The organism is Oxynema mangrovii CENA135 (genome assembly GCF_016632315.1).
GTDB classification, from domain to species: domain Bacteria; phylum Cyanobacteriota; class Cyanobacteriia; order Cyanobacteriales; family Laspinemataceae; genus Oxynema; species Oxynema aestuarii.
Window position 1 is genome coordinate 2,846,455 of record NZ_JAEOXH010000001.1, and the last position, 15,715, is coordinate 2,862,169.

Here is a 15,715-nt window from a genome sequence, read left to right on the forward strand (position 1 = left end):
TAAACGCTTAAGCGCCTCGCAACGCCACGATCGGATCGAGTTTCGCCGCTTGTTTGGCGGGAAGCACGCCAAAAACAAAGCCCGTGGCGCCTGACACTCCGGTGGCGAGGGCGATCGCCACGATCGAGATTCCCGCTTCAAATTCGGTTAATTGAGCGATTAAGAAAATCCCACCGACACCGATCCCGGTTCCGATCGCCCCTCCGAGTACGGAGAGAATCACCGCCTCGATCGTAAACTGAAGTAAAATATCGTTTTGCGAGGCGCCGATCGCCTTTCTCAAGCCGATTTCTTTCGTTCTTTCCGTCACCGAAACCAGCATAATATTCATAATACCAATCCCGCCGACTAATAAGGAAATTCCGGCGATCGCCGCCAATAATGCCGTCAACGCCCCGGTAATCGATCCCATAATTTGCTGCAAATCTTTCTGATTTCTGACGGTAAAATCATCTTCGTCGGTAATTTTATGTCGCAGTCTCAATAAGTTTTCAATTTGGAACTGTGCCGCTTCCATATTATTGAGATTTTCAACGGAAACTGAAATAAAATTGACTTGCAATCCATAAGGCGAAGTTTGCCCGACAATGCGATTGGCTAAAGTCGTCACGGGCATAAACGCAAGGCGATCGAAATTCACCCCAAAAGTTGAACCTTTCGGCTTCATGATGCCAATGACTAAAAACGAAACGCCTTTAATCCGAATTTGTTCGCCGATCGGATTCTTCCCTTCAAATAATAAGTCGGCCAGATCGGAACCCAAGGCCACCACTGCTTTATTTTTCTTGACATCCAAGTCACTAAAAAAGCGACCACTCGCCACATCAAAGTTTCTAACGACTAAAACTTCCGGCGTCGTTCCATATAAAAGTGTGGAAATATTTTTACTCCTATAACTGACCCGTTCCGTCGCATTTAATTGTGGCGCAACCGCTTTGACCGAGGGAACTTGTTCGGCGATCGCCCGCGCATCTTCTAGCACCAATGTTTGTGGCGGAAAAACGGGTCTTCTTTGGGCTTTCGGACTCCCGGAAACCACAAATAATAAATTCGTCCCCAGAGAACTCACCTGACTTTCCACAAATCGCCGCGCTCCCTCTCCCAACCCCAAGGTGGCAATCACGGAAGCATTCCCAATAATAATCCCCAACATGGTCAAGGTACTACGCATTTTATTGGCTTTTAAGGTCGTAAAAGCCATGTGGAAGCTTTCAATAATATCCATTAGTTTTTAAGGAAGTAGGGAGTAGTGAAGTAGGCAAGAGATCGGAAGCAAGAGACAAGAGCAACAAATCGACTACAGTGCGGGCATCTTTCCCCGTTCCCTCACCATCTTTCCAAAATACCGATCGCTGTCTAAGAGACTGTAGATCGAGGAAATACAGCACTCGGGCGTCTGATGAGGTACAGTGCCGATCCCTCTATCCCGCCAACCCCCGTTTGAAAGGGGGGCGAAGGGGGGATTTCGGGGGGAACGAGGAAAGTAGGGGTTTGGTAACCAAACCCCTACCTGGCGAGGGGGATTTAGGGGGATCTAAATGTTTTGCATAGCAGAGAAAAATGCTATATCAAAAAATCTAGCAGGGGTTTGGTAACCCAACCCCCACAGAACACCATAGAAACGCCGAGAGCGTTGGGGTAACCCGATAGCAGCCATCGGTCGTTTGATGCTGCGGCGATCGCTTCCTTTCAAACATGACTTTTCATGTTTATTTTACAAACAATTTCTCAAAGAATTCAGGAATTAGACCTCAGAAGAAAAGCATTACTTTTTCAAGCTAAACTCTAAACTCTCAAATCTCTGGCGTAGTTCTAAGAGTATTAGAATTTTGCTCAATTTCGTTTAATCTTCCATGCCTTGTTTGAGAATTTCGTCTAATTTTTGTCCTTCCGGTAACTCGGTAAAGACCCGATCGCCCGCCTGAATACCATCGAGGATTTGAATGCGATCGCCGATCGTCGGTCCGATCGTCACGGGTTGAAACACAGGCTCATTCTTCTCATTGGGAACTAACACCCCCGTTTCCCCTTTTTGGGTCACGATCGCCACCGTCGGCACGACCAAAGCATCGCTCAATTCTTCCCCTAAAAACGTAACATCCACATTCATCCCGGACTGCAACTTATCCGTTCCCGTTTCGATCGCCGCGCGCACTTCAAACAACGTCACGTCTCGCTCTTCGATCGCTTCCGGCGCAATTAACTTCACTTGTCCGTAAAAGGTCAAATCCGGATAGGCATCGGCGACAATTTCCACCTGTTGTCCCGCCTTAATTTGGCTGATATCCGCTTCCGGAACCTTCGCCAGCACCTCCAACCCCCAGGCTAGAGCCACAATCGAGGTCGAAGTTGCCGAAGAGGTCGCCGAAGCGGAAGTCGTCGGCGTCACGAATGCCCCCTCAGTCGCGTATTTCTGGGTAATTTGTCCGGCGAAGGGAGCGCGCACCAAACTATCATTGGCTTGCACTTCGTAAAACTGCACCTGAGCTTGAGCTTCCGAGACTCTCGCTTCGGCGGCGGCAATTTGTTCGTCGCGAGTTCCGGCGAGCAGTTCGTCTAATGCCTGTCGTGCTTCGCGCACCCGGGCTTCGGCTTGTTGGATGTCTTCGCTGCGGCTGCCGTTTTCCAGTTCTCGCAAGTCGGCGCGCGCTTCGGCCACGGCGGCCCGGGCTTGGGCGACATCTTCGCTACGGCTGCCCGTTTCCAACAGTTCTAGATTCTGTTCGGCTTCGCGCAAACTCGCTTGCGCCCGTTCCCACTCGGTGACGGCAGCATCGAGGTCGTCTTGGGAAATCGCGCCTTCTTCGGCTAAATATTGATTGCGTTGTTGGCGTTGCTGGGCCAAACGGGCTTGAACCCGTGCCGAGTCTACCCGGGCGCGGGCTTGGGCGATTTCTTCGGGACGCGGCCCGGCGAGCACTTCGGCTAAATTCGCTTCGGCTTGAGCGACTCTGGCTTCGGCGCGGCTGATGGCTTCGGGACGGGCGCCCCGGCGGACTTCTTCGAGGGCGGCTTGTTGTTGTTCGAGGCGCGATCGCGCTTGGGCGATTTGCTCGGGACGCGCTCCAGCCCGTCGTTCGGCCAGTTGGGCGATCGCGTCGGCCAGGCGAGCTTCGGCTTGGCGCAGTTGGGCCTCGATTTCCTGGCTCTCCATCCGGGCGATCGCCTCTCCCGCTTCGACTCGATCGCCTTGTTCCACGTACAGTTCGGCGAGTCTGCCGGAGGTTTTTGGCGAAATATTGACGCTTTGAATCGGCTGAACTTTCCCGCTTGCTTCGATACGGACGGTCAAATCTTGTAATTCTACCGGGACGGTCAGTTCGGCGATCGCCTCCGCTTTCGGTCTGCGGTTTTGGACGCGGAAATAGCCGAAGGTTCCGATCCCGAGAACGGCAACGATCGCGATCGCGGCGATCGCCTTTTTCCCCACCCCTTTTTTCTTCGGTGGCGGTTCGTTCGGACGCTTTCGCTCCAGATTCTCCCGAACTTCCGGGGTTTCTTCCGCCTTGGCGGCTAACTCTTCTGAGTGGCGATCGGGGTTTTCGGGCGATCGTGACTTGACTTGCATGAGGTTCCTCCTAAATCCAACGATGCCAATCAACTAAGGATGTTTCGCGAAGGGTTTGGCGATCTCCGTTAACGGTGTTCTTGTTGCCAGCGATCGGTCAAAACAGGTAATTCGCGCTCGAAAAACGCATGAACGTCCCGCATTTCTTCCAATCTCCGTTTCCGTTCGGGATCTTCCCCCTCTAACAAGGTCAAACCCCGTTCGGCCACTTCGCGGATGGCTCTGATTTGTGCTACACGCGCACGAATTAACTCCGACCAAGCGCCTAATTGAATCTGAAAATAAGATTGCCGATCCCCCGGTAAGCTTATTTTCTCAACGATTCCCGCCTGAATCAACAAGCGCGTCATGCTACTGATCGAGCCTTTGCTCGCTTGCAACCCTCGTGCTAATTCGCTAAACGACTGGTGCGGCGGAGAGGAAATCAACAGCCAGCCTAAAATTCGTCCCGCCATCCGAGGCAGGCCCATCAACTCGAAGAGTACCCCGACTTCTTCGACAAATCGTTTCAGTTCAAATTGCCGCCGTTCTTCGTCCAACTGACTAATGCTCAAACATGTTTGGCTTTAGTGCGATCCTAACACGTTTCAAATTGTTCAGTAATTATTGAACGATCGCCATCGCCGAAGCTCATCCACCTTGCCCGCGCTGATTCGGCGTATGGCTGGACTCGGGACGGCTTCAGGATTTTATATAAAAATTTAAGAATTGATTATATTTTGAACAAGATTTATATTATTTATGCTTATTGGCCATTACGCTATATATTTAGCGTCTTTCAAACTCTCCAAACCCGTTCAATTCCAGTCAAAATGCTCCAATTTGCGCCGAAAGACGGAAAAAGTTAGCTTCTGTGAACTGTGAACCTCATTGGATCGGGCGATCGCCGATCGCCCGTTGCTCTCAAACATGAAGCGCACCATCAGGCATCACCGTTCCTGTTAAATTGGCATTGCGAAAATCGGCCCCTAAAATTGCCGCATCCCGCAAACTCGCTTCCGTCAAATCCGCTCCGGCAAAACAAGCCCCATCGAGATCGGCTCCCCACAAATAAGCACCGCGTAAATTAGCCCCACTCAAATCCGCTCCACTGAGATTCGCTAAATTGAGATTCGCCCCACTGAGATCGGCATTTCTCAAATCGGTTTCGCGCAGGTCAGTTTTCATTAAATTTGCCCGAGCAAAGCGTCCGCCTTTGAGATTACTCGAATATAAAATCGCTTGTTTCAGATTGCCTTCCTGAAAGTTAGTAAAGCGCATTTGCGCCCCACTCAAATCCGTTCCCTTCAGTTGGGAATGACACAAACTCGCCCCACTTAATTTCGCACCTTGTAACTCCAACGCATTGAAGTTCATGCCATCTAAATTGAGTCCGTTTAAAAATGCTCCACTCAATTTGACGCCATTTAATAACGCGCCTTTGAGAGAAGCCCCACTCAAGCGAGCGCCGCTTAAATTCGTCCAATTTAAGTTTGCTCCCGTTAAATTGGCCGATCGCAAATTAATCCCGTTTAAATTAGCACCACACAAATTAACGCCCGGTAAATTAGCTCGATAAAGGGTCACCCATTTGAGAATGGCTCCACTCAATTTAGCCCCCGCTAAATCTGCATTGGCAAAGTGCGCGCCTTGTAAATTGGCTTTCGTCAAATCGGCATCGAGTAGGGAACTCCCTTTAAACTTAGCAAAACTGAGATCGGCACCATATAAAAAGGCGCCATTGAGTTTAGCTTCGATTAAAAAGGCACGACTCAAATCCGCACGGGCGAGTGATGCCTCCATTAAGTTCGCTCCGACTAAATTAATGCGTTCCAGAGTCGCTCCAATTAAATTCGCCCAACTCAAGCAAGCCCCTTTAAAATCGCGTTCTCCGTTGTTATAGCGTCTGAGCAATTGATAAGCATCCATACAACTTTCTCCTGCGGTCAAATTAGAATAATCTGTCAGTTCTTAGTTCTTAGTGTTCCCCGATCGCGCGCTGGGCGATCGCACCAGACGTCAATAATTGTTGCGCGAACTCTTGGCTTGCCACAACTGACAAGGGTTAAGGCTTGAGCGTGTCCACGATCGCGCGATCTCCGCGATCGTCCTGTTGAAGCCAAAGTTTGAGAGCAAGTTACTCGCGATCGCGCGATCCCCATATTTCAAGTAACATTAGAATTCATGAGATTGAGTCCGTCTGAATTTTGGCGCGATCGGGATAAAAATTTCTCTTCTAATTTGTCCTGAAGTTACAACTCTCCACGCTCATTTAGGAGCGATCCCGATATTAATTATTTTCTCTCGCGATCGCGGATAACAATAATAATTTTCTTTACTTTTGTTTGAATGTTTACTCTTACGTTTATTTAAAAAATCAACATCGAGGGCAATCTCCAACAGAAAAGGGGCCGGAAAAATCCGACCCCAGCCCATTTAATTCGACGAGATCGCGCGACAATGGCAACAATGGCCGTGCGGCGATCGCAGAGTGAGAAACTTATACATCGTAAACTCGCGCTTCGGCGGCTTCTGGATTTTCCTCACAATATTCCTCAAACGCCGATTTCGTCGGCTTGAGAGCTTGTTGGTGCGAGGCTTCCGCTTGCAGCTCTTCCACCGCATCCCAGGCGGCAGCACATTCTTTAGAAGTGGCACCTTTTTCGCTGCAAATAGCACGCGCTTCGGCAATAGCTTTGTCTAATTCCTGTTGTAATAAGGTTGACTTCGGTTTTTCGACAAAATCGCTATGGCGAAGGATATCCGTGACCGAGATAATCCCCATTAATTTACCGTCGATGACGGGAGCGCGACGGATTCCCGTATTAGCGAACAAACGCGCGACATACTCGATCCCTAAGTGAGGATTGACCACGATACAAGGTTTGGTCATGATCTCGAAAACGCGCACTTTTTTCGGATCTTTACCGTAGGCAGCCACTTTATACACGATATCGGTTTCCGTGACGATTCCGTAAGCATCTTCGTCATGACGCCGCTTGACCACTAAAGCCCGTAAATTCTTGTCTTTCATGAGCTTGACGGCTTCAGCCACCGTCGCAGAACCGCGAATGGTGATGACATCACGAGTCATGATTTCTTGGGCTTTCATCATTACGTAACCTCTGAGCGAATGGTTTTTGACTCCTTTTCGATCGTAAATCAAATTGGCTCGTGAAAAACTTATAGATGATAAAATTTCAATTTTAGAGAGGAGATCGGTTGATTTTTACGATCGCTTCCCCCGAGAGATCCGGGAGCTTTTCGAGGGAGCGATCGCCGTGTAGCCCTGCTTTCAAACCCAAATTTCGATCGATTTTCTGCGATCGCGTGGGGATTAATCTTGCGGAACCGATCCCATCAGCGTCCGTTCCGCAATTTCTTGAATGACCAGATTGGGGCGTTCCCGAGTAATAATTTCCCGGTCAAATTCATACTGATTTAAAAATACCGCCCGTTGGAAATGCTCCGATAAAAATGGCCCTAAATTGAGCATGAAAGAATCGTGAAAAATGACCGCTTTCGGTAACTGGCGATCGTCAATTTCCGTTGCCAAAGGTTGTTGATTTTCGGGTAAATCAGCTTGGACTACCCCCGGACTCGCCGGACGGAACCGGGAGGGAAACATCGGCGAAAATCGAATGGCGTCTTCTTTCAAGGTATTCTCTAACCCCAACATCATCGCCAAATCGCCTCCAGGTCGGCGAATCGGTTCCCGACGAAAGGCATCGAGTTCGAGTGGCGTTAAGCCGGGAAAGCGTTCGTTGAGTTCGGCGAAAATGGCCCGGTAAGCGGCAAATACACCGGGTTTGTTCCAGTGAGAATCCGTGCGGTGGTAAACCCGATCGCGCTGTTTGGCGGCGAGGAGGGCGACCCGTAAATCGAGAATTTCAAAATCCGAGTCAGTTTCGAGGTAATCGACGAGCGCATCTAAGCGAGATTTTCGTGCATCTCTGCGAATATGACTGGGCATATATTCGGGATAAATTGTGGATTTATTGGGAACAATAATAAATAAGTAATCGATCCCGCGATCTCCCAACCACTGACGCCGCTTTTCTAACAGAGTTTTCCACTGTTCGAGTTCGCTTTGAGTAAAGGGTTTGACCCGTCGGTAAGAATCCAGTGCATCGCGATCGCCGTAAAATAACCATCCCCGTTTACCGACAATGACTTTCTCCGAGGGAGATAACCCAAATCCGATGAATTTTAACCAATTATGCCAGCGAATTAAATGCGATCGCGGCCAAAAGTTATCGTTATAATAATCCTCGAATTGTTCGGGAAAGGTGGCTAAAGATTTTAGCGATTTCGGCCACCCGGGAAAGCGAACGAACTCCCGTTTTTCCCAATTTTCTCGGGCTTTATGTTCTCCGAAATTATTGTCCACTGCACTTGCTAACGGCGGCAACCCGATCGCCGCTAGAAAGATTAAGATTAACAAGCGATCGTACAATTTCCGGGGCGATCGCGCGGTTTTTGTCATTTTAACTTATTCTAAAATCAAAAATTCATTAAATTCATCCATTAAAAGCGAAAATAAATAAAAGGTTGATAAGTTTCTGCGGCTATTTTCGCCGTCGATGCCCAAAAAATAGAGGCGATCGCCGTAATTTCTACACTGGCCATACAATGGGATAAGACGATTTGAGAGATCGGCAGTGTAGATGACACTCGATCGCGCCATTGCCGATACCATTGTATGGCGATCGGATAAATCGGTAAAGCGGCGATCGCACCGACGACGAGGGTGACGGCAATCTCTGAATTCCAATAGGCTTGAATGCTATATTGTCTTGGACTCAATTCGACCGTACCGAACATAATTTTTAAAAAATCTATTGCATATTCTAAATTCGGCGATCGGAAAAATACCCACGCTAAACCGACGACGATCCAAGTGTAGACGATGCTACCGGGAAACCGTTCGATACCTAAATTAACCCGATCGAGTAGTCGTTCCACGATTAAAAAAGCGCCGTGAATTAACCCCCATACAATAAATGTCCAGTTGGCGCCATGCCACAAGCCGCATAATAGAAAAACTAGGGTTAAATTAAAATAGGTTCGGCAGGGCGATCGCCGATTTCCGCCTAAAGGAATGTACAGATAATCGCGAAACCAAGTGGATAAAGAAATATGCCAGCGTTGCCAAAATTCACGCAACGATCGCGCACTATAAGGATAGTTAAAGTTTTCGGGTAAGTCGAACCCAAACAGGCGACCTAAACCAATTGCCATATCGGAATAGCCGGAAAAGTCGAAATAAATTTGCAAGCTGTAGCAGGCAATCGCCAATGCGGTTAAACTCGGAGTGAGTTGACTGGTTTCTAAGCCAAAAATTGCATCACTCGGTTTTGCTAAAGTATTGGCAATGAGTATTTTTTTGCCTAAACCGATCGCGAAACGTCGAATTCCGCTAGCAAATTGTTCGACGGTGACTTGACGCCGAATCAGTTGAGGGGCAATCTCAATATAGCGGACGATCGGTCCGGCAATTAATTGCGGAAAAAGGGCGATGTAAAGGGCAATTTGAATCGGGTTTCGATTGGCTTTAACTTGGTTTCGATAAACATCGACGAGATAAGAAAGAGCTTGAAAGGTAAAAAAGGAAATGCCTAGGGGTAAGTGAACGGAAGAAATAGGAATGGCGATCGCCTCGATTGAGGAGAAGAAGCGATCGAGAGCTTGGCTAAAAAATGTACTATATTTAAACCAGAAGAGGATGCCGAGATTGGCGGTAATTCCGAGAGTTAAGAGGAGTTTTTTTTGAGACTTTTGGTGATAGCTTTCGATGGCAAGGGCGATGGTGTAATTGATGGCGATCGAGGCGAGTATGAGTAAGGTAAATTGTAATTCTCCCCAGGCGTAAAAAAAGAGGCTGGCGAACAGTAGAACCAGATTGCGAAGCGATCGCGGTTTTACCGTCCAATACGCGAGTAAGACGAGGGGAAGGAAGAGGAAAATAAAAATTGTCGAACTAAATAACATATGACTGTCGTTCGGGCTACAGTCGATTTCCGGTTGAGTCAGCCGATGGCGGTTGAATGTTGAAAATCGAACTTTAAAGATATAGGTTAATGAGATAATTTTATCCCTTATCTATCGGTCAAAATTGAAGACAAGGATTTTGAGAGTATGAATAGAATTGACGTTTAGATGGGTTGAGAACGAGGAACCGCTCGTTACTGTCAAGAGTAGAAATCGGACAAATAGAATCGTATTCTAATTTAAAACTTATCGGTTTTCAAGGGATTACAAAAAAATGATAAATTTTTGGCTATATCGTATTTTTGGGAGACTGTTTTTTGATATAATAAGGTAATTTAAGGAAAAAACAGCATTGAGAGGTCAGGGGTCTGGGTTAAGTCTTTTGCGGGGTAGAGATGGCCCGGAGGCGGTCGGCGATCGCCCGGGGAAAGACGAAGGGCAAGAAAATGACGGGCTTTTGGACGATTCTGCTGAAAATCAGTCATTTCATTTCGTTAACAGGCGGGTGCAAACTCCTCAATTAATGCGAAACTAAATGTAATTGAACTATCCCGCATCGCACGGCGATCGCCGACTCGTAAGATGTGCCAATCGAGTTATTGCCAACAACCAAAGCCATCAAAATCTTAAGAGTATCTAAAGAAAATAAATGATGGTTGGGCGATCGGTGGATCTTGAAATCGACTCGTTGTTTTTGCTGCTTTTTGAGAGTCGGGGGGAGGGAAAAACTAGCTTATTTTCCAAGACGCATGGGGGCAAAAAAACACCGATCGTGGGGAATCAGCGAAGTATAGGAACGATCATGAAACAGATTTTAGTGGTAGATGATTCGGCGACAATGCGTCGGATGGTCAAAGCATCGCTGCAATCCTTACCCGACGTTACGTTTGGGGAAGCGAGTACGGGATTGGAGGCGATCGAACAACTGGCGATCTCGTCGGTAGATTTGATCGTACTGGACTTAAATATGCCCGATATGCACGGATTGGAGGCGATCGAATTCGTGCGGGGTCACGATCTTTATCGTGCGATTCCGATCGTGGTGTTGACCACGCGAGGGGATGACAACAGCCGCGAACGGGCCATGAGTGCGGGGGCTTCGCGCTACCTAACCAAACCGTTCGACCCGCGCACGTTAGCCCGGGAAGTGCTCGACTTGCTCAAGCAACCGATTGCCAACGAGTAAATTGGGGCATCCGTCGGTTGTCCGCAGGCCAGTTAGAGGAGGCAACCACCATCGAGAGGGATTTGAGTCGTGTCCAATGCAGACGAAACCAACAATTTTTTCGCCGATTTTTTAGATGATTATTTTGCCGAATGCGAAGAACATCTTACCCTAGCACGTCAAAACTTATTATTATTAGAAACTTTTGTCGGCGAGCCGTCCGTAGAAAAAACGGTCGTTCACGAGTTATTTCGAGCCTTTCATTCCCTCAAGGGACTGTCGGGAATGATGGCGGTGAAGGAAGCCGAAGCGGTCGCCCACCAGATGGAAAGTTATTTGCGCGGGTTGCGCGATCGCGATTTGGTGTTGTCCGAGGGGGGATTTGACGCGCTCTTGAATGGAACCAAAGCGATCGAAGAGATCGTCGAGGCGCGTCGCAACCAACAACCGATCCCCGAGATCGACAAGATCCTCGCCGAACTGAAAGCGGCGATCCCGCCAGAAACCCCCTCGGCGAGAGACGATCGCCCGTCGTTCAAACTCAAACCGGAAGAACGACAACAGCTCGACGCCGCGATCGCCCGTGGGGAAACGATTTGGCACTTTAGTTTCTCGCCGAGCGCCCAACTGGCGGCCCGGGGAATCACGGTCAACCAGGTTCGCGATTTACTCGGACAATGGGGAAATCTGATTCATGCTGCCCCTCGGATGGGGGAAAAAGGCAGTATTAGCTTTGATTTTCTCGTAGCGGGGAGCGATGCCGAGGGGGAATTCGGGGAATCCCAAGCGGACGGGTTGACCTGGGAAGCCTATCTCGGTCACCGGGGGGCCTCGGAAAGCGAGACCCCGGAACCGAGGGTCCCCGAGACCCCAGAGCAGCCAGCAGCCCGCGAGAGTAAGCCGGAAGAAGTGCCGACCGAGGAACCGAAAGTGGCGCCGAGAGGAGCGATCGCCCCTCCGGTCGTCCCGGCGCCGATCGCCGAAAAGTCCTCGAACGTGGTGCGGGTAGACCTGCCCAAACTCGACGAACTGATGCGGATGGTCGGGGAATTGGTGATCGGACGGGCGCGGTTGGAAGATTGGAGCGATCGCGTGACCCGCAATTTACCGGGGGCCGAAGCCAGAGCACTACAAGAAATCAACCTAACCTTAGAACGACAACTGCGCGACTTGCGCGAAGGGGTAATGCGGGTGAGGCTGGTACCCGTCGCCGAAGTATTCGCGCGGATGCACTTCGTAGTGCGCGATTTAGTGCGAGAAACGGGCGTTCGCGAAGCGTCTACCCAGGAGAATCGCGCCACGGTGCCGCCGTCAGAGCGCAAACAGGTCAAACTCGAACTGAGCGGACAGGAAACCGAGATCGATAAATTCGTAGTCGAGCGGATGATGGATCCCTTGCTGCACCTAGTTCGCAACGCCATCAGTCACGGGATCGAACCGGAAGTCGAACGAGTCGCCGCAGGCAAAGCGGCCCACGGGACGATCGCCTTGCGCGCCTCCACCGCCGGGGAAATGGTGGCGATCGAGATCGAAGATGACGGACGGGGTATCGATCGCGACAAGGCGATCGCCGTCGGTCGAGCGCGCGGACTGATCGATCCCGATCTCAGCCCCGACGAACTCGCCAATCAGTACGATGCAATGGCCTTGTTAGACCTGCTGTGCGCCCCCGGATTTTCCACCCGAGACGTGGCGGATCTGACGAGCGGACGGGGAGTGGGGATGGCGATCGTCAAAAACACCGTTTACGAACTCGGCGGCACCGTGACGATGACGAGCGAACGGGGACGCGGCACCCGATTTCGGATCGAATTGCCCCTAACACTGGCGATCGCCGACGCCGCGATCGTCAACGTCGCCGATCAAACATACGCGATCGTCCAATCCGCCCTGCGCGAAGTCCTCCAAGTCAACATCGAGACCCTCGTGCGCTTTGAAAACAACGAAGCGATCGCCTATCGCGGTTCCCTGCTGCCCTTACTGTACCTCGCCGACCTGTTCGGCTTGGAGCGCGATCGCGATCGCCGTTCCTTGCGCGTCGTCGTCGTCGGGACTGGCAGCAGCGCGATCGGGTTAGCCGTCGATCGGATCGTGCGCCAGTGCGAAATCGTCGTGCGGTCCCTCAACGACCCCTTCGTGCAGACCGTCGGCATTGCCGGGGCCACCGAACTCGGCGACGGTCGAGTCGTGTTAATTCTCGACATCCCCAGTTTGGTTCGCCATCGCGAATCCATGGGCGCCAACCGCGAAATCAGGCGGCGATCGCGCTAAAGGCCCCCGCACCCCACCCCCCCGAATCCTACCCTATCGATCGCGTTGACTAAAACCGATGAGTATCAATACCACTGCATCGTCCTCCTCCGAGGAGATCCAAAACTTTATCTTTTTTGAACTGGCGGGAACCACCTACGGCATCGAGGCCACTTACGTCCAGCAAATGGATACCGTCGAGCGCATTACCCCCGTTCCCAATGCCTTGTCCTTCGTCGAAGGCGTCGTCTTTTCCCGAGGACAAGTGCTACCCGTGCTCAACTTGCGAGTGCGATTCGGCTTTGAAAAAATCCCCTACGACATTCGCACTCGTTCGATCGTCGTGCGCCACCAACAACGAACCGTCGGTTTGATCGTCGATACGGCCAGAGAATTTATTTCCCTGACGAACAACGTCATTCAACCCTTGCCGGAAGGCATTTCCGGATTGAGCGGCAAATATTTAAAAGGCATTATCACCCTCGAAAATCGCGTCGTGCTGGTGTTAAACGTCGAAGAATTATTAAAAGTAGAAGAAACCCCGATCGTCGCTGGAGAATAAACCGAAACAATCTCGATAGTTATCGATAGCGCCTTAAAATGCTTCTTAAAGATCGATTCAGGACAAGAAAATGGCTAAAAATCAAAGCAATAAGAAAAAGAAAAACGGATCCAAAAACGGCCAAATAGCCGACAGGGGACGAGAGCAAATTCGGGATGAATTTCGCGGTCGCTTTCAAGAACGGGCCGCCGTCGTCAGCAGCCAAGCCAACGAAATTTACGAAATTGCCGCTCAAGTTGCCCGAGGGGCCGAGTCCCAACAAGAATCGATCGAGCGCAGTTGTAGCGAAATGAGGGAAATGGCGGCTTCCCTCGCCCAAACGACCAGCCAAGTCGAATCCGTGGCCAGTTCCTCCGAGCAAATCGTTTCCTCGATCAACGAAATGGCCGCCTCCATCGAGCAAGTCACCGCCAGTACCCAAGAATTGGCCACCGGGTTGAAGCAAACCAGCGCGGCGATCGAGCAAACCACCCACTCGATCGCCCAAGTCAACAACAACGCCCAGGAAATGTCAACCTCGGCGACCCAAGTCACCGCCTCGATGACCGAGATCGCCAGTTCCATTCAAAGCGTCAACGTCGATACGGACAATCTCGCCTCCGGACTCAACGAAACCGCCGCCTCGATGGAAGAAATGACCGCTTCGATCCAGGGAGTCGCCGAGAACGCCGACGATTTGAGCGCCGCAGCCGAACAAACCAGCGCGTCGATTAACGAAATGGCCGCCTCCGTCGAAGAAGTCTCCGCCACCAGCGAGAACATGGCGGTCAGCGTCGAAGAAGTTTCGACCTCGATCGAAGAAATGGCGCGATCGATCGAAGGGGTTGCCGAAAACGCCAAACAGATTACCGAAGCCGCCAGCAGTGCGGCGACCAGTGCCGAACAACTCGATCGCTCGATCCACTCCGTCGCCACCCTCACCCAAAAAGCAGACCAGATCACCCGCCGGGTCGCCAGCGATGCCCAAGACGGCGGGGCGACGGTTGAAAAATCGATCCAAGGACTCACCCGAGTCCGCACGGCGATGGTAGACTCCGCCAGTGCGATTCGCGAAATCGGCCAGCGCACCAACGAAATCGGCACGATTGTGGATACGATTAACTTAATTGCCGAACGGACGAATTTACTCTCGCTCAATGCCTCGATCGAGGCCGCCCGGGCGGGCGAGGCGGGACGCGGCTTTGCGGTGGTCGCCGAAGAAATCCGCAATCTGGCCGATCGCGCCGCCCAAGCCACGGCGGAAATTGGCGGGATTATCAAAGCCTTGCAAGTGTTCGTCCAAAATGCGGTGAGTCAGTCCGACGAAGGCTTGCGAGTTGCCGAAGAAAGCGGTCGCCTCTCGGAAGAAGGGGCGGCGGGCTTGCAGAAAATTCTCGACGGCGTGGGGGAAACTGCCGAGTTAGTGGCTCAAATTACCCGCGCGTGCGAAGAACAACTCGATGCGGGTCAGACGGTCCTCAACGCGGTGCATATGACGGCGGAACAAGCGAAAGAAGTTTCGACGGCGACGAGCGAACAATCGACGGCGGCGCAAGGGATCGTGCGTTCGTCCCTGGAAATGCGCAAAACCGTGCAGCAGGTGGCGAAAGCGACGAACGAACAGGCTCGTTCGGCGCGAGAAGTGATGAAAGCGTCCCAAAATACGACCCTATTAGCGAGCCAAGTGCGCAAGGCGATGATGGAGCAAGCCAAAGGGACGCAACAGGCGATGCAGGCGATCGAGGTGATGAGAAAGGGAATGATGAATATTACCCGGGCCTTGAGCGAGCAGTCCCAAGCGGGGGAACAAATCGCCCAGGAATCCCAACGGTTGAGCGGGTTGATTCAAAAGGTTTCCCAGGGGATGAGTTCGCAATCGACCGATGCGACCCAAGTAGTGGCGGCAGTGGTTTCGATGCGGCAGCAGTCCGAACAGGTGGCGAAAGCGATGAAAGAGCAAAACTTCGGGATCGAACAGATGACTGAGGCGATCGCCGCGATTTCGCAGGAAATGCGGACGATCGCCAAACACAATCGGGAACATAGTAGCGCCTCTCAAGTGGTTCTCGATGCCTTGGAGGACATTCGTAAGATTACCCAACGCAATGCCCAAGGGGTTTTGCAAACCCAAAAGGCAACGGCGCAACTGCTCGAACAAGCGGGGGAGTTGACCCAGTTGGTCGCACAGGGGTCGGCGGATCGCGACGGACATTGACGGATC

The 15,715-nt window shown here is 51.1% G+C and carries 11 protein-coding genes; 4 read left to right on the forward strand and 7 right to left on the reverse strand.

What is annotated here, in order from left to right:
• Nucleotides 1-7: 7 nt before the first annotated feature.
• The 7 genes from JJD41_RS11140 to JJD41_RS11170 form a co-directional block, all read right to left on the reverse strand.
• Nucleotides 8-1,225: an ABC transporter permease gene (locus JJD41_RS11140; protein ID WP_200665976.1), complete on the reverse strand. Its 1,218-nt coding sequence runs from the start codon at nt 1,223-1,225 to the stop codon at nt 8-10.
• Between the two features lie 618 nt (nt 1,226-1,843).
• Complete coding sequence (locus tag JJD41_RS11145) at nt 1,844-3,568, reverse strand: efflux RND transporter periplasmic adaptor subunit (RefSeq protein WP_200665977.1); 1,725 nt, start codon at nt 3,566-3,568, stop codon at nt 1,844-1,846.
• Nucleotides 3,569-3,636: 68 nt separating this feature from the next.
• Nucleotides 3,637-4,122, reverse strand: a complete 486-nt coding sequence (locus JJD41_RS11150) for a GbsR/MarR family transcriptional regulator (RefSeq protein WP_234488591.1) — start codon at nt 4,120-4,122, stop codon at nt 3,637-3,639.
• A 349-nt stretch (nt 4,123-4,471) separates the two neighbouring features.
• Complete coding sequence (locus JJD41_RS11155; RefSeq protein ID WP_200665978.1) at nt 4,472-5,476, reverse strand: pentapeptide repeat-containing protein; 1,005 nt, start codon at nt 5,474-5,476, stop codon at nt 4,472-4,474.
• A gap of 571 nt (nt 5,477-6,047) precedes the next feature.
• Nucleotides 6,048-6,662, reverse strand: a complete 615-nt coding sequence (locus JJD41_RS11160) for a CP12 domain-containing protein (protein ID WP_200665979.1) — start codon at nt 6,660-6,662, stop codon at nt 6,048-6,050.
• Between the two features lie 222 nt (nt 6,663-6,884).
• Nucleotides 6,885-8,033 carry an alginate O-acetyltransferase AlgX-related protein gene (locus JJD41_RS11165; RefSeq protein ID WP_200665980.1) on the reverse strand — a complete coding sequence of 383 codons (1,149 nt, stop codon included), beginning with the start codon at nt 8,031-8,033 and terminating at the stop codon, nt 6,885-6,887.
• 41 nt (nt 8,034-8,074) lie between these two features.
• Nucleotides 8,075-9,538 carry an MBOAT family O-acyltransferase gene (locus JJD41_RS11170; RefSeq protein ID WP_200665981.1) on the reverse strand — a complete coding sequence of 488 codons (1,464 nt, stop codon included), beginning with the start codon at nt 9,536-9,538 and terminating at the stop codon, nt 8,075-8,077.
• 802 nt (nt 9,539-10,340) lie between these two features.
• Here JJD41_RS11170 and JJD41_RS11175 point away from each other — a divergent pair.
• The 4 genes from JJD41_RS11175 (at nt 10,341) to JJD41_RS11190 (ending at nt 15,709) form a co-directional block, all read left to right on the forward strand.
• Entirely contained in the window at nt 10,341-10,724 is a 384-nt protein-coding gene (locus tag JJD41_RS11175) for a response regulator (protein ID WP_200665982.1), read from the forward strand.
• 69 nt (nt 10,725-10,793) lie between these two features.
• The gene (locus tag JJD41_RS25715) at nt 10,794-12,974 is read left to right on the forward strand and encodes a chemotaxis protein CheA (protein WP_200665983.1); all 2,181 of its coding nucleotides are present in this window, start codon (nt 10,794-10,796) and stop codon (nt 12,972-12,974) included.
• A gap of 58 nt (nt 12,975-13,032) precedes the next feature.
• Complete coding sequence (locus JJD41_RS11185; RefSeq protein ID WP_200665984.1) at nt 13,033-13,515, forward strand: chemotaxis protein CheW; 483 nt, start codon at nt 13,033-13,035, stop codon at nt 13,513-13,515.
• Nucleotides 13,516-13,585: 70 nt separating this feature from the next.
• On the forward strand, nt 13,586-15,709 hold the full coding sequence (locus JJD41_RS11190) for a methyl-accepting chemotaxis protein (protein ID WP_200665985.1): 2,124 nt from the start codon (nt 13,586-13,588) through the stop codon (nt 15,707-15,709).
• Nucleotides 15,710-15,715 lie beyond the last annotated feature (6 nt).

Excerpts from the sequence above, each read along its gene's own strand:
- JJD41_RS11140 (WP_200665976.1), bottom strand. The coding sequence starts at position 1,225 with ATGGATATTATTGAAAGCTTCCACATGGCTTTTACGACCTTAAAAGCC.
- JJD41_RS11145 (WP_200665977.1), bottom strand. The coding sequence starts at position 3,568 with ATGCAAGTCAAGTCACGATCGCCCGAAAACCCCGATCGCCACTCAGAA.
- JJD41_RS11155 (WP_200665978.1), bottom strand. The coding sequence starts at position 5,476 with ATGGATGCTTATCAATTGCTCAGACGCTATAACAACGGAGAACGCGAT.
- JJD41_RS11160 (WP_200665979.1), bottom strand. The coding sequence starts at position 6,662 with ATGATGAAAGCCCAAGAAATCATGACTCGTGATGTCATCACCATTCGC.
- JJD41_RS11165 (WP_200665980.1), bottom strand. The coding sequence starts at position 8,033 with ATGACAAAAACCGCGCGATCGCCCCGGAAATTGTACGATCGCTTGTTA.
- JJD41_RS11170 (WP_200665981.1), bottom strand. The coding sequence starts at position 9,538 with ATGTTATTTAGTTCGACAATTTTTATTTTCCTCTTCCTTCCCCTCGTC.
- JJD41_RS11175 (WP_200665982.1), top strand. The coding sequence starts at position 10,341 with ATGAAACAGATTTTAGTGGTAGATGATTCGGCGACAATGCGTCGGATG.
- JJD41_RS11185 (WP_200665984.1), top strand. The coding sequence starts at position 13,033 with ATGAGTATCAATACCACTGCATCGTCCTCCTCCGAGGAGATCCAAAAC.
- JJD41_RS11190 (WP_200665985.1), top strand. The coding sequence starts at position 13,586 with ATGGCTAAAAATCAAAGCAATAAGAAAAAGAAAAACGGATCCAAAAAC.